The 12,912-nt window shown below is 40.7% G+C and carries 13 protein-coding genes; 2 read left to right on the forward strand and 11 right to left on the reverse strand.

The window, feature by feature from the left end; genetic code table 11:
* Window positions 1-372: 372 nt before the first annotated feature.
* Both C7B62_RS03445 and C7B62_RS03450 read right to left on the reverse strand, forming a co-directional pair.
* Window positions 373-972, reverse strand: a complete 600-nt coding sequence (locus C7B62_RS03445) for a DUF4126 domain-containing protein (protein WP_106233217.1) — start codon at window positions 970-972, stop codon at window positions 373-375.
* Between the two features lie 53 nt (window positions 973-1,025).
* On the reverse strand, window positions 1,026-1,391 hold the full coding sequence (locus C7B62_RS03450) for a DUF6464 family protein (protein ID WP_106233218.1): 366 nt from the start codon (window positions 1,389-1,391) through the stop codon (window positions 1,026-1,028).
* A 155-nt stretch (window positions 1,392-1,546) separates the two neighbouring features.
* Between C7B62_RS03450 and C7B62_RS03455 the strand changes: the two genes are divergently transcribed.
* Entirely contained in the window at window positions 1,547-3,493 is a 1,947-nt protein-coding gene (locus C7B62_RS03455) for a phage holin family protein (protein WP_106233219.1), read from the forward strand.
* A 29-nt stretch (window positions 3,494-3,522) separates the two neighbouring features.
* On the opposite strand, the gene C7B62_RS03460 is transcribed toward C7B62_RS03455, so the two are convergent.
* Window positions 3,523-4,296 (reverse strand): SDR family oxidoreductase, encoded by a 774-nt coding sequence (locus C7B62_RS03460; RefSeq protein WP_106233220.1) that lies wholly within the window; start codon window positions 4,294-4,296, stop codon window positions 3,523-3,525.
* Window positions 4,297-4,637: 341 nt separating this feature from the next.
* Between C7B62_RS03460 and C7B62_RS03465 the strand changes: the two genes are divergently transcribed.
* The gene (locus tag C7B62_RS03465) at window positions 4,638-6,143 is read left to right on the forward strand and encodes a diadenylate cyclase (RefSeq protein WP_106233221.1); all 1,506 of its coding nucleotides are present in this window, start codon (window positions 4,638-4,640) and stop codon (window positions 6,141-6,143) included.
* Between the two features lie 25 nt (window positions 6,144-6,168).
* Here the strand turns inward: C7B62_RS03465 and rbsK are convergent, their stop codons facing one another.
* From rbsK to C7B62_RS03500, 8 genes are all read right to left on the reverse strand, one after another.
* The gene (gene rbsK / locus C7B62_RS03470; protein ID WP_106233222.1) at window positions 6,169-7,098 is read right to left on the reverse strand and encodes a ribokinase; all 930 of its coding nucleotides are present in this window, start codon (window positions 7,096-7,098) and stop codon (window positions 6,169-6,171) included.
* Window positions 7,099-7,166: 68 nt separating this feature from the next.
* Entirely contained in the window at window positions 7,167-7,397 is a 231-nt protein-coding gene (gene secG, locus C7B62_RS03475) for a preprotein translocase subunit SecG (protein ID WP_106233223.1), read from the reverse strand.
* 88 nt (window positions 7,398-7,485) lie between these two features.
* Window positions 7,486-9,084, reverse strand: coding sequence for a 2,3-bisphosphoglycerate-independent phosphoglycerate mutase (gene gpmI / locus C7B62_RS03480; RefSeq protein WP_106233224.1), 1,599 nt, complete (start codon window positions 9,082-9,084; stop codon window positions 7,486-7,488).
* A 162-nt stretch (window positions 9,085-9,246) separates the two neighbouring features.
* Entirely contained in the window at window positions 9,247-9,744 is a 498-nt protein-coding gene (locus C7B62_RS03485; protein ID WP_106233225.1) for a thiol-disulfide oxidoreductase DCC family protein, read from the reverse strand.
* Between the two features lie 112 nt (window positions 9,745-9,856).
* On the reverse strand, window positions 9,857-10,000 hold the full coding sequence (locus C7B62_RS26025; RefSeq protein ID WP_199194048.1) for a hypothetical protein: 144 nt from the start codon (window positions 9,998-10,000) through the stop codon (window positions 9,857-9,859).
* Window positions 10,001-10,110: 110 nt separating this feature from the next.
* Window positions 10,111-11,103: a fatty acid desaturase gene (locus tag C7B62_RS03490; RefSeq protein ID WP_106233226.1), complete on the reverse strand. Its 993-nt coding sequence runs from the start codon at window positions 11,101-11,103 to the stop codon at window positions 10,111-10,113.
* 56 nt (window positions 11,104-11,159) lie between these two features.
* Window positions 11,160-12,116, reverse strand: a complete 957-nt coding sequence (locus C7B62_RS03495; protein WP_233219796.1) for a S1 RNA-binding domain-containing protein — start codon at window positions 12,114-12,116, stop codon at window positions 11,160-11,162.
* A gap of 52 nt (window positions 12,117-12,168) precedes the next feature.
* Entirely contained in the window at window positions 12,169-12,900 is a 732-nt protein-coding gene (locus C7B62_RS03500; RefSeq protein ID WP_106233228.1) for a dienelactone hydrolase family protein, read from the reverse strand.
* Between the last annotated feature and the right edge of the window lie 12 nt (window positions 12,901-12,912).

The raw sequence follows: 12,912 nt of genomic DNA on the forward strand, positions 1-12,912 counted from the left end.
CAAGTAACAAGTAACAAGTAACAAGTAACAAGTAACAAGTAACAAGTAACAAGTAACAAGTAACAAGTAACAAGTAAAATTCACCATCATCATTAATACAAAGTAACCATAGGGAAATTAATTAAAATGACTATACTACCTATTTGCGAAGCTTATACCATATGCGGAGCGGTGTTCTTTAGGACTACCTACTACCTACTACCTACTACCTACTACCTACTACCCACGAACAGTTAACTAAACTTGTCCTAATCTGCGGCGGCTTTTGAGTGTGAATCTTCACGTTGTACCCTTGTCCTAAAGGATAAGCTTCGCAAATGGTATACTCAAAACGCGCCGCTAACTTTGTACGGCTATAGTTTTGTGTAGGGACTATTCGCGATCAGACACTTTTTGGTTTCCTCTAGCCTGTTGCAAAATTGCGGGAGGACTAATTAATAGGGTAATTACTGCAACGAGCAAAACCCCTAAAAGAATTACAGCAGTCCAAAGCGGAAAAGTTAAACCTAAGATAGACAGAGAAATTGAACCTACGGCTTCAATTGTGGCAACGATAAAGTTGCCTAGTCCGCCTGTTATTCCTGTAGAAGCTAGTCTAGTGAAACTAGCCAGAATTTTTGTCAGTCCTGCTGTTCCCCCTCCAGCGATCGCTGCCAATGTCCATTGCAACACTGGATCGGTATGTCCCAAGGTAGCAGCAGTTATGACAGTACCAATGCCGACAGCAATAGGGACTTGAACAGTATCAAGTAGATTATCGACAAACGGAATATAATAGGCAGAAACTTCCAAGATGGTCGCAATTCCCAAAGCGATCGCTGCTTCTTTCGTCCCAACCCATTCAAAACCTGGCGCTAGAGGAAAATGCCCAGACAGAGCCGCTAAACTCATTGCCAAAGGTGGCACAAACACCCGAAAACCACAGGCAGCACTAAGGGTAATTCCTAAACACAGGGCGATAATAACTTCCATTTACTCGATCAAATTAAGATTAAATTTAAGGTTGTTTAATAATTAGAACAGCTTTAATCATCGCCTGGCTCAAAATAGAGGCAACCGCTACAAGGGCCTTCGGGATTAACCGCACAGCGCATAATTTCTGAACGCGCATTAAAACGACAGTTCGCATTACCAATAGTATAGCGATCGCCTATTTGAGTAGTTTCTTCGGGTCGTTGAGATTCTTGAACGTGAAGAGTTGCCTTGTCAAAGCGATAGCCACCAACACGGTATTGATAGAAATGGTGGCGTTCTAAAATGGCGTAGGTTTTACCCTCAAAATCCATATAGTTACCTGGCTGAAGACGACGATCAAGATTAAGTCTGCCAATACATTGACGAGCAGGGGTTAGGATAATTTCTGTTGGTAAAAGGTTCTTCTTGCTCGGCATGAATACTAAATTTCAAGTTTAAACTAGGCAAAAACAATAATGTTTAACGAATAATGTTTAACGGTTATTTTAGCTAACTTAGATCACATATCAATATAACGGTCGTTTTGGGGAATCATAGGCTCAATACTGCTGTGCTATGGATTGGGTGTGTTATGGAGCAATTGATTATTAAAGCCTTAAAAGCTGCCTGTGGCAATAGAAATATCAAGTTTCAAGTCATTGTTCAAGATGATCAACTTCATATCTACGCCAATCACAGAAAAGACTATCAGCCCAACTACTTAATTTTAAAAGAAAACGTCGGTGCTGCGATCGCTTCCTTAGCTTTAGAGAGAATTAACAGCTTTTGGTTATATACCCGTTCTTTGGATCAAGTTGAACCAAATTGGCAGGTCTTTGTCGAATTATCTACCCAAGGTCAAGAAATTGAAGACACCTATGGAAATACTGGTGATTTAGAGCATTTAGAATCAGAAATTAATCTTGAAGGTATTGGCAACTTTGACTTAATGACTAGCGGTACGACAGGAGAGGCAGAATTACTGTTAGATCAAGATGAGTCGCAAAAAACTTTGCTACAAACAGGTGAGTTTGCTCAAACAAATAGTCACAGTAATGGTGATAGTGGATTGCTACAGGATCAGGGTTTAATTCATGGTCGCTTTTTAAGAGAAACAGATATTCATACTTTTTCTACTTCTGCCTCATTGAGCGATACCACTGAAGCTGCTAATTTTTCTGCCCACAATAATTTAGCTCAATACTGCTTTATTAGTAACCCAGAGTTACTCACAGGAAAGAAAGCCAATCCTAGTAAAACAGTGATGCGGTTAGTTAAATTTTTTCATTATCTATCTACTAGCGATCAACAGCAGCTACCGCCAATTTTAGAGAAATATTTTCGCGAGGGTTTGGTTGATGAAGGAGCAGAAATTTCCCCTGTTATCCAGAATTGGTTAAAACAAATTAGCGCTCTTGATGATCGAGAACGAAATGCATTTGCTCTGTGGTTAAGTTGCTACTGCTTTGAGCCGACAGCCACCTTAGCAGAATTTAAAACCATCTCGGCTCAAAATATGCCCCAAATGAATATCAAACAAGCTAATCGTGCTACAGAATATAGCTTTGTCTCTGTCAGCAATAGTCTTCCTGCATCACCGACAGTAGAGCGAGTCAAGTTAGCAAAATTTCAGCTTCTAACCAGGTTGAAACAGTTATTGTTACCTGGAATATGGATATCAGCTACGGTGATTATAACCATGCTGGGAATCATTAATCACAACTCCAATACCAATACATCAGCACAAATTCCTGCTCTTTGTCGCAATGCAATCGGTTCTCCTGAATACTGCCGTTTAGCAGTTAATTTAGCAGGAGAAAAGGCGATCGCTAAAACGCCCAAGAATCTTTTTCCCCTAACGGAGGTAACCGAAAGCGTTGCCAAGTATGGCTGTTCCAGATATGCTAACCTCAAAGCAGGTATTGCTCCCGTCAATACCGATCCAGAAATCACTCCCGTTATCTCCAGTCGTGGCGAACAAGTTTTTCCTCATATCTATGTAGTCGAAGCCCAGCAAAGAAACGCCAATCAGTTAGGCAAGACCAGGGTGGGATGTGTCTATACTACAGGAGAAGGACAACGATCCCCTAAGAAAATAGCCGCCGATCTAATTCCTGTCAATTGGCCAACAGAACACTATCAAAAACAGACTGCACAGGATCATACTCTTGCCTTTGGTAGCTTAACTAAGCCAATTAATCTAGGCTTATCAACAATCTTTGCCGCCTTGGGAATTGCGATCGCCTCTCGACTAAATCTTGGTTTAAAAATTAATCATACCCACACTATTTATTTAGTAGCTTTAATTCTGGGGATAGTGCAGCTAGCTAATACTCTTTTGATGCCTACTAACTTCTTGGGGTTATTGGGAGCGATCGCGTTTCCTATTTTAACAATAGCGATCGCCAGCTTATTAATTAAAGATTTTCAACTGAATTGGAACAGCTATCCTAGCATTGCTCTAAGTGTATTGGCGATCCTGGCGAGCCAATTTTTACTCTATAGTTTTTGCTTAGGCTTAATTAGCAGTTTAGTTTAAAACATGAAGATCTTCAGCTAAATTTTAATTTATCGCTGAAATCCTCCCTCACTTGCTATTGTTTGACCCGTAATCCATTGGGCATAGTCACTATGCAGAAATTGAACTAATTTTGCTGCGTCATCAGGAGTCCCCCAACGTCCTGAAGGAAACATTTTGGTAACTTCATCATAAGCAACTCCGCTAAGATAACTAGTGTCTGTGGGACCTGGATTAATACAATTGACTCTAATGTTATAGGTTGCCAAAGCTACTGAAGCTTGGGTACATAATCCTCGAATTGCCTCTTTCGATACAGCATAAGCAATTTCATTAATCATCGGACCTAAATATTGTCCACTGGTAAAAAGAGTAATAGCACCTCCTCGCTCTGGCTCAATTTGTTGGGCAAATGCTTGAATCATCAGCATAGAAGACCTTACATTGACATTAAAATGCTTGTCAATATTTTCTGCCGTACAATCAAAAATAGTAGAGTTTACTGAATAGGCATGATTAAGCACAAGTCCGTCCAGCTTGCCCAATAATTTCTGAGCATTTTGGATAGCTTTTTTTGGCTCGTTGGGAGCAGATAAATCGCTAGGACTGATTGTTTTTATGTTATATTCTCTTGCTAAATCAAAACAGAAATCCAGAGAAGCATCTGGATATGATCTATTGGCATCGTATTGCGGATTGCCATGGGTTACGACGTTAGCGCCTGCTTGCACACATATTTTGGCGATCGCAGCACCGATACCCGATGCTCGACTAACCCCTGTGATCAAGATATTTTTATGCTGGAGGGATAAATTATTGTCCATTTTTTAACTAATTTTGATGAAATCAGAATAACTTGTTACTTATTACTTGTTACTCAATTTTTTAAGCAACCTATCTGAAACGGATTTAGTATAAGCAACCCGATCGGGGTTTGTGATCGAGATCATAGTTTTTAATTAGAAAATAGAACATATTAGAGAAGAGATAGAGCTATGCAACAGATACTCTCTGTTACATCTATAAATAATCCCTCAGTTTGGTACCTGGGGGATTTTTTTGGGCAAATAGTCAAAAAATAGTTGTTTAAAACTTTGATATCTAACAAGATAAACTTTATATAAGCCTCGACTAGCAATCAGAGCGAACCTGTATCTCTAATGACATGGATAACTCAATGCAAACCAAAATATTTATGTGGCGCTGGCAACATACATTCCAAGCTGCGGTCAAAAATCTACTCGAAAATATTCTAGAGATTCTAGAGCTACCAATCGCCTCAAATATTTTTGTTATAGGTATTCCCATCGCTACTCAAAAAGTACCCGAAATCTTATTTCACCAGGAAAACTGTGGCTTTATTGCTGATGACTTTGAGCAGGTATTTTCTCTGGCAAAACAGAACTTTGATAATGATCCTGAACTCTTCTTTTTTAAGAGTGTCAGCCATCTTAATCAGGCTCATCGAGATTCACTTTATCCCAAAGCTTTACGCTCTGCCGTGCAGTCAATTCTTCAGCAAGCCGATCTCCAACGAGAACAGATTTCCTTTTGTAGCTTGCCGATTCAGAAAAACGATCACTGGATTATTACGGTAATTCAGCTTCAACAGCAGGACTTTAATAGTCAATATTGCCTAAACAAAGTAACCCACGAACTGCATTCGATGCAGGAGTATCGGATTGATCGCTGTTTTTTAGAAGCCTTAATTTATCAGGTATTGAAAGAAGGTGAGCTGGAATTACAAAGTTTATCCGCAGGGAATACTTTATCTCTGGCTAACTCGGAGAGGGTGATCGAAGATGCTGCTGCTAGTCTGCTGCAATCAATAGAAGTGCATATCAACCAATGGCATCAAGTCGATTTATTATCTTTTGCTAATGCGATCGCAGCAGAACGTTATGAAGGTGCTGCGAGTGAGGGAAGATTAATTATCTGTCCTAAAGATCATCCTGATATTGCAGCTAAGGTTAAATTGGCTGCGCCGATTAAAATCTACAATTATCGCGGAATTCGTAAGCTCTTGGAGGTATCTAGTAATAAGCTGGCTTTGCTCTGTGATATTGAAACTGTCTGGGGATTAGGACTGCCTTTGGATACTTATCAACCTAGTCGCGAAAATTTGTTTGAAATTCGATTTGCTGAACATCAAACCTGGGAATTGGTTCATGCAGAAAATATTATGTTGCGGGTTAAGTATCGACAGGCAAGACTACCTAGAACGCGCTTTGATCGGCAACTGTTTTGCAACCATGTCGATCAATTGTTTCAAGTCAACTCCACTACAGCAAATTTGTTAGTTAAAGCAGTAGAAGCGGCGATCGAGCAGCGTCACGGTACGATGTTAGTGATTACTCCAGAAGCAGAATCAGAAACCCATAGATTAGCTGCTCAAAGTACTGTGATTGAACCAGTGATTGTCTCCCAAAGTATTATTTCTCATCTATCTAATATTGACGGGGCAATTTTGCTTTCGCCAGAAGGAATTATTCATTCTTTTGGTGTGATTTTAGATGGACAAGCTTCCAAAAACGGTAGTTCGGCTAGGGGTGCTAGGTATAACTCTGCCATTCGCTATATTGATGAAATGAGCCGTAAAGTTAATTGTTTGGCGCTGATTGTGTCGGAAGATGGTTACGTTGACCTATATTCTACTTTAACCAATCAATAATCAAGTCATCGCTAATTTTACTTTGCTAACCCAATAATGTTTGTTGATTTAATAGCTGCTGAAAACTTTCTTTATTGGGTAAAGAAGACTGAGCGCCATTTTTGGTTACGGCTAAAGCTCCTCCTACCGTTGCCCACAGCAGCGCCTCCTCAATTTTCTTGCCTGATGCCAAACCTGCTGCTAAACAACCATTAAAAGCATCGCCCGCAGCTACTGTATCGACTACAGGTACATCAATTGGTTTAATCCAATAGCTTTCTAGTTGGTTACTGTACAGTGAGCCTTGGCTTCCCAAAGTAACAATGACATTTTTAGCGCCCATTTGATGTAGAGAAGATGCTGCTTGTCTAGCGGTAGTAACGCCATCTACAGTAAAACCTACTAGCTGACTGGCTTCAATTTCATTGGGGGTAATGATGTCTACTAGGCTATATAGTTCTTCGGGTAAATTGGAGGTAACTGGGGCAGGATCTAAGATTAGCAAGCAGTTGTGAGCTTTTGCTTCTCTAGCTGCGGTTAAAACAGTGGCAAGAGGAATACCGAGTTCTAGCAAGACAATTTTAGCTTGGGGCAGTAGGTTGTTAAACTGCTTAATTTCTGGCTCTCTCACTAAGTTATTAGCACCACCTGCACAGGCAATAGTATTTGCACCGTAGCGATCAACAACGATGGACGCAACGCCTGAATAGGTATGAGGATTAATTGTAATGCTGTCTGTGTTGACCCCAGATGATTGCAAACTGTTGATTAAAGTTTGACCAAAAATATCATCTCCAACCTGCCCAACTACACTGACAGGAACACCCAACTTGGCGATCGCTACTGCTTGATTTGCTGCCTTTCCTCCAGCAAACGAAAAAAAGCGATCGCCAATCACCGTTTCTCCCTTTGCTGGCAGATGAGCCACTTCGACTACTAAATCTAGATTTATACTGCCAAAGACAACTACGGTCATTGTTTATTTTAAAATTAATCGTGACTGTTTACTAATGATTGTTTGCTAGTGATTTTGAGCAGAAAGTTTTAACCAATCCAGCCAGCACTCAACACTACAGTTAAAGTAATAAAACCAATTCCCAAGCCCCAGGTAATCCGATTTAAAGCATTCTCGGCACTTTTGGTACTAGTAAACATCTGTGACTGTCCACCTATACCGCCTAAACCATCTCCTTTAGGACTGTGTAGCAGAATTAAAACAATTGTAAGTAACCCACAAACTGCCCAGATAATCTGTGTTATTTGATATACGTTCATGATCAAAATTTAATTTGTCTGATTTGAATTTAATGATAACTATTGTATGCTGCCGACAGAGCCATATTCAAACAAAAAAAAGCTACAGCTACATTGAGATCTTGATTGGCGTCCGATTTGGTTTTGCCTCATAGATCGCTGGCTCAATCAAAGACTGCCCAGTCATTTCTTCTGGCTGAGGAATCTGTAATATTTCTAAAATAGTGGGGGCAACATCTGCCAAGCAACCGTTTTCTCGTAAAGGAACATCTGCGCCATGTCCGATGATTTTTCTGGCTTCTCCCTCGACTAAAATAAAGGGAACTGGGTTAGTTGTGTGGGCTGTCCAAGGGTTGCCATCTTCATCTCGCATATACTCGGCGTTACCGTGATCTGCCGTAATCAGTAAAGTTCCACCTGCTTGATTAACAGTTTCAATCACTTTACCCAAACAGCGATCTACAGTTTCAATTGCCTTCACGGCCGCCTCAATATTGCCCGTATGCCCCACCATATCTGGATTAGCGTAATTAACTACAATTAGCGCATAAACTCCTTGTTTAACAGCGTTACAAACTGTATCGGTTACCGCTTGAGCAGACATTTCTGGTGCGCGGTCATAAGTTGCCACCATTGGGCTTCGAGTCAACTCACGATCTTCCCCTTCAAAGGGCAATTCTAAACCACCATTGAAAAAATAGGTGACATGAGGATATTTTTCCGTTTCTGCGGTACGAAACTGGCGTAAACCTTGATTAGCAATCACCTCGCCCAAAATGTTAGTGAGATTTTGGGGCGGGAAAACTACCTCTGCGGGTGCATTGGGATCGTATTGGGTAAAGGTAACGAAATGTAGCGGATCGATTTTGCTACGTGCAAACCCATCAAATTTGTCGTTCACAAAGGCGTAGGTTAGCTGTCTTGAGCGATCAGGACGGAAGTTAAAGAAAATCACTGCATCACCAGATTCGACTGCTCCAGGGGCGATTCTCGTGGGGATGATAAATTCATCGGTGATATCTGAACGATAAGATTTTTCTAAAACTTCAGTAGCCGAACAAGGATAAATATTTTCGTTGCGAGTCATGACGTTATAGGCTAACTGGATTCGATCCCAACGGCGATCGCGATCCATCGCGTAATAACGACCACTAATAGTTGCAATCCGACCAACGCCAACTTGCTCAATTGCGTCCTGGATCTTGTTTAAGGCCTGAATCCCTTCCGTTGTGTAGGTATCTCGCCCATCGGTAACTGCATGAATACAAACATCTTTAACATCATTAGCCTTAGCTAAATTAAGTAAGCCAATTAGGTGCTTGAGGTGAGAATGAACTCCTCCTTCAGAACAAAGCCCCAATAGGTGCAGCTTGCCTCCTGTAGCCTTAACCTGATTACAAGCATCAATTAATATCTGATTATTCAGCAAAGAACCATCTTCAACCGCATCTGAAATTCTCACTAACTCTTGAGGAACTACTCTTCCCGCCCCCAAGTTTAAATGTCCAACTTCGGAGTTTCCCATCTGACCATCGGGTAATCCTACTGCTTTTCCTGATGTCTTAATCAACGTATGGGGATATGCGTACTGCAAACTAGTAAATACTGGAGTTTTAGCTGTAGCAATAGCATTTGCTTCTGTTGATTCGCGATGACCCCAACCATCTAAGATAGCTAGTACCACTGGAGATACAGGTGCTTGAACCATAATTGTTACCCTATAATAATCACTGGCACATTGATAATAACATCGTCAACTGCTTTAGTTCGACTGTATTTATCTTTTACTAATGATTACTGCCAGTTTACTAATCATTAAATCGCGAAACGGTTAGTTTTCAGCTTTTAGCTAATCAATTAATAAATTAATTTAAATTAATTTACATCTGCTTGAGTCTGAGTTATTGAGCTTTTGCTCTCTTTCGGCAATAATCTGGTCTATTTGTGGTCTACCCGTGATTTTTAAACGCCAGTCTGCCCAAATTTTATAAACCCAATCGGCGATCGCGCCAATTATTTTTATTTTGGTTATGGCATAAACCCAACCTAGACCTAACTGTTCATAAACTTGTCTAAAGACTTCGACATTTTTGATGATTGTACCGTCGGGCAAAACTGCATGAATTACCCCCATTGCCGTGGCAAAGTCAATTCCTGCATTATCTTGGGGATCGTAATCGAGACTAGAAATATCGACAAATTTAATAATTCCTCTACCTGCATCTTGTTTAGTGAGAAAGTTTACTTCCCGCACGCACAAGGGGCATTCTCCATCGTACAAAAGCTTGATTTTCCAAGTTGGTTTCACTGATGAGCGATTATCTTCTAGATAGACTTCGCGACTCGATTCGGCGGAAGTAGCAGCCATAGTTATCAAGTTTATTTAGTAGTTAGTTTTTTTGGGCGCTTAATTTCGGCAAACAAGTGTTTTATTTTGATCCGCTTGAGCTAATAATTTGAGATTAAGCTCAATTATTGCGTTAACAAATTGAAGTGATTATGCTGCGATCAAATATATATTCACTGTAGTCAGCGATGGTGTCTACTCCTACGTAACCAAAGAAAACCTCTAAGGCAACCCAAACACTAACTTTAAATACTAATTCTTTCCATTTGATCTTCATCGCGTTCAACAAAAATGAAACACTTGCTAGCTATCTGTTACTAAAATTAACAAAAAGTGTAACGAAATGCAACAACAGAAAAGAAAGACATTAATTTTCTATTTTTGAGTTTACGTCAATTGCTTGTGGACTGACGCTTTTGAATCAGGTAGATAGCGGTTATAGCCTGCGGGAGCAAAGATCGATTTTGCCCAGTTCCACCACCACTGAAAGTAAGAATAAGGATTGTCGTTGGTAAAGTATTCAGGCGCAAGACGTTTGATTTTAGGTAGATGTATCCACGCTACTTGGGGAAAGGTATGGTGTTCGTCGTGGTAGCCAGTATTAAATAAGGGAATATTCGTCCAGCTATAGGTGGAGTAGGTTTTGCCTAGATGATAAATATGATGTTCGGCAATAGATTGTCCGCGAAAGGTTATTCCCCAGTTGCTTGCCATTAGGGTCAAACTCCAGAAAAGATATAGCGCAGCTTGAGGAGCGATCGCCAAATAGGCAACCCCGTAGAGTAAAATACTCGTGAAAATTAGGACAAAATTGAATTTTTGGTCAATGGGTGCAGATTTTACTTGACGAGTATCAGCCTTAACCAAACTAGAAATGATTAGCTCGCTAACAATTAATCCTCCTGGCAGAAGATGCAAAAGGCTTTCAATCATACGCCAAGAAAGATGATTGTTGGCAAATTCGGCACGATGACGATCCCATAGTTCATGGTCGTATTGATAATCATTAAGTTGAAGATGATGGGTTTTACCATGCACTCCAATGTAAGTTAGGGACTCTCCAAACGAAAGAGAACCACAAATAATCAACCACAGGGCAAACTGAGAACCAAACTTGGATTTAAAGATCAAATTATGGGCAGCTTCATGCACAAAAACTCCCAAAGAATGCAGGATAAACTGTCCGACCAAAAAAGCGATCCCGCCGACTGCAAACCAAGGTAAATCTCTAACCAGCCAAGCCATCAGCCATTGGGAGAGAACTAATAAAACAATTGGTAAGATTGAAAGAGGATAGTTACCAAAATATTCTCTGATTTGAGGATACTGGCGTAAGATATCTTGGCTGCGTTGAATATGCCATTGGCTGTCGATTGACATGGAGAATTGGGGGCTTGAGGGTTGGGAGATTTGAGGCAATCATGATCATTTTCTCCCTATTTTTCTACTTCTTCAGGTTGTTCAGAATTTTCCGAGTTTTCAGGTGCAGAAGGCGCATCAGTATTACGACGCTGTGCTTGTTCCCATCTTGATTCAGCGTCTGCCATCACTTCCTCCAGCTTTTCGATGTTTTCCCCTGGATAGGATTCTAAAGCTTTAATTGATAACGACATGCGATTTTGATGCTCGTCAATTTGTTTAATCACAACTTTAATCTTTTGTCCGACTTCAAACAGATTATTGAGAGATTCAACCCTCGCACCGCTAATTTCCTTAACGTGTAGCAGCCCTGTCGCGCCATCAAGATCGACAAACACACCATAGGGCTTGATATTGACAACTTTCCCTGGCATTAACACCCCTTCTTCAATGCTATTCATCGCCACAGCACGCATAGCATCCCGTTGGGATAGTACTAATTTGCGATTTTCTTGGTTAACTTCTAAAAAAGTAGCGGTCAAAAGCTGTCCAACCAAAGAATCTAGACTGTCGCGCTGCTGTAGATGCGATCGCGGAATAAATGCCTTTAAACCCGCGACTTCCCCCATAACTCCGCCTTTATTAACCCCCGTCACTCTTAGCTGAGTAGATTTTCCTGTTTCTGCCATTTCCTTAATATCAGCCCAAGCTCGATCTAATGCTAGTTGACGCAGAGAAAGAGTTACCTGTCCATCATCATCTTGTTCGCGAATAATTAGAAACTCTTTAGTTTCACCTATGGGTAAAATTGCAGCTAAATTATTGACAAAACCCAAGGCTGCTTCATTGGTGGGGACAAACGCAGGAGATTTTCCGCCAATGTCAATATATGCGCCTTCAGAGGTAAGTTCGACTACCGTTCCCTGTATTTTCTGACCTCTAGTAAACTCATAATCATATTCCTGAAGCGCATTCTCAAAATCTGCCATCGAGAAAGCTTGAGATGAGTTGGGAACGGAGGTTGAATCAGACATAGTATTGTATAAGGTGAATATTAACACACAAACCGAGTAACTTTGAGGGTACTCACAATTGGCTAAACAAGTCTAGCACTTTTTTCCAGGCATCTTGAGCCGCATCAGAATTATAACTTTGAGGACGATAATCGCACATAAATCCATGAGTCGCTCCCTCATAACGGAACACCTGATGATCTACATTATGTTGTATTAATGCTTGTTCGATCTGTTCAGTTTGCTCATTAGGAATCAAAGGATCTTCTGTGCCGAAGAAAGTATAAATTCTCCCTGTGATGTTTTTGGTACGATTAATCGTCGGTTCATTTTCGCCAGGACACCAAGTAGCAATTTGCGCCCCATAAAAAGAGGCGATCGCCGTAACATCTGCTAGGGTAGCTGCTAAATATGCCACATGACCACCAAAGCAAAAGCCAATAGTGCCAACTCCCGACTGTTTCACCTGGGGCTGACTATAAAGATAAACAATGCAGGCTTGAATATCTGCGAGTAACTCCTTGGCTTGAGTTTTAACTTTATATTCTCTACCCTGTTTAGTCTCCTTTTCCGAGTAACCCACAGCAAATCCTGGTGCTTGACGCTGATAAATTGCAGGAGCGATCGCTATATAACCCTCACTAGCTAATTTATCCGTAACTTCCTGAATATGCTTATTTACCCCAAAAATCTCTTGAATTACAATTACCCCAGGATAAATCCCCGCCGTTTCGGGCATTGCTAAATAAGCATCAAACTCAAAGTCTTGACTATTTACCTTGACCCACTGACTAGATACTTCCACTGTTTAATTACT

It is taken from the genome of Pleurocapsa sp. CCALA 161 (assembly GCF_003003995.1).
Taxonomy (GTDB): Bacteria; Cyanobacteriota; Cyanobacteriia; order Cyanobacteriales; family Xenococcaceae; genus Waterburya.

Excerpts from the sequence above, each read along its gene's own strand:
- C7B62_RS03465 (WP_106233221.1), top strand. The coding sequence starts at position 4,638 with ATGGATAACTCAATGCAAACCAAAATATTTATGTGGCGCTGGCAACAT.
- C7B62_RS03455 (WP_106233219.1), top strand. The coding sequence starts at position 1,547 with ATGGAGCAATTGATTATTAAAGCCTTAAAAGCTGCCTGTGGCAATAGA.
- C7B62_RS03485 (WP_106233225.1), bottom strand. The coding sequence starts at position 9,744 with ATGGCTGCTACTTCCGCCGAATCGAGTCGCGAAGTCTATCTAGAAGAT.
- C7B62_RS03490 (WP_106233226.1), bottom strand. The coding sequence starts at position 11,103 with ATGTCAATCGACAGCCAATGGCATATTCAACGCAGCCAAGATATCTTA.
- C7B62_RS03460 (WP_106233220.1), bottom strand. The coding sequence starts at position 4,296 with ATGGACAATAATTTATCCCTCCAGCATAAAAATATCTTGATCACAGGG.
- C7B62_RS03445 (WP_106233217.1), bottom strand. The coding sequence starts at position 972 with ATGGAAGTTATTATCGCCCTGTGTTTAGGAATTACCCTTAGTGCTGCC.
- C7B62_RS03450 (WP_106233218.1), bottom strand. The coding sequence starts at position 1,391 with ATGCCGAGCAAGAAGAACCTTTTACCAACAGAAATTATCCTAACCCCT.
- rbsK (WP_106233222.1), bottom strand. The coding sequence starts at position 7,098 with ATGACCGTAGTTGTCTTTGGCAGTATAAATCTAGATTTAGTAGTCGAA.
- C7B62_RS03495 (WP_233219796.1), bottom strand. The coding sequence starts at position 12,116 with ATGTCTGATTCAACCTCCGTTCCCAACTCATCTCAAGCTTTCTCGATG.
- secG (WP_106233223.1), bottom strand. The coding sequence starts at position 7,397 with ATGAACGTATATCAAATAACACAGATTATCTGGGCAGTTTGTGGGTTA.
- C7B62_RS26025 (WP_199194048.1), bottom strand. The coding sequence starts at position 10,000 with ATGAAGATCAAATGGAAAGAATTAGTATTTAAAGTTAGTGTTTGGGTT.
- gpmI (WP_106233224.1), bottom strand. The coding sequence starts at position 9,084 with ATGGTTCAAGCACCTGTATCTCCAGTGGTACTAGCTATCTTAGATGGT.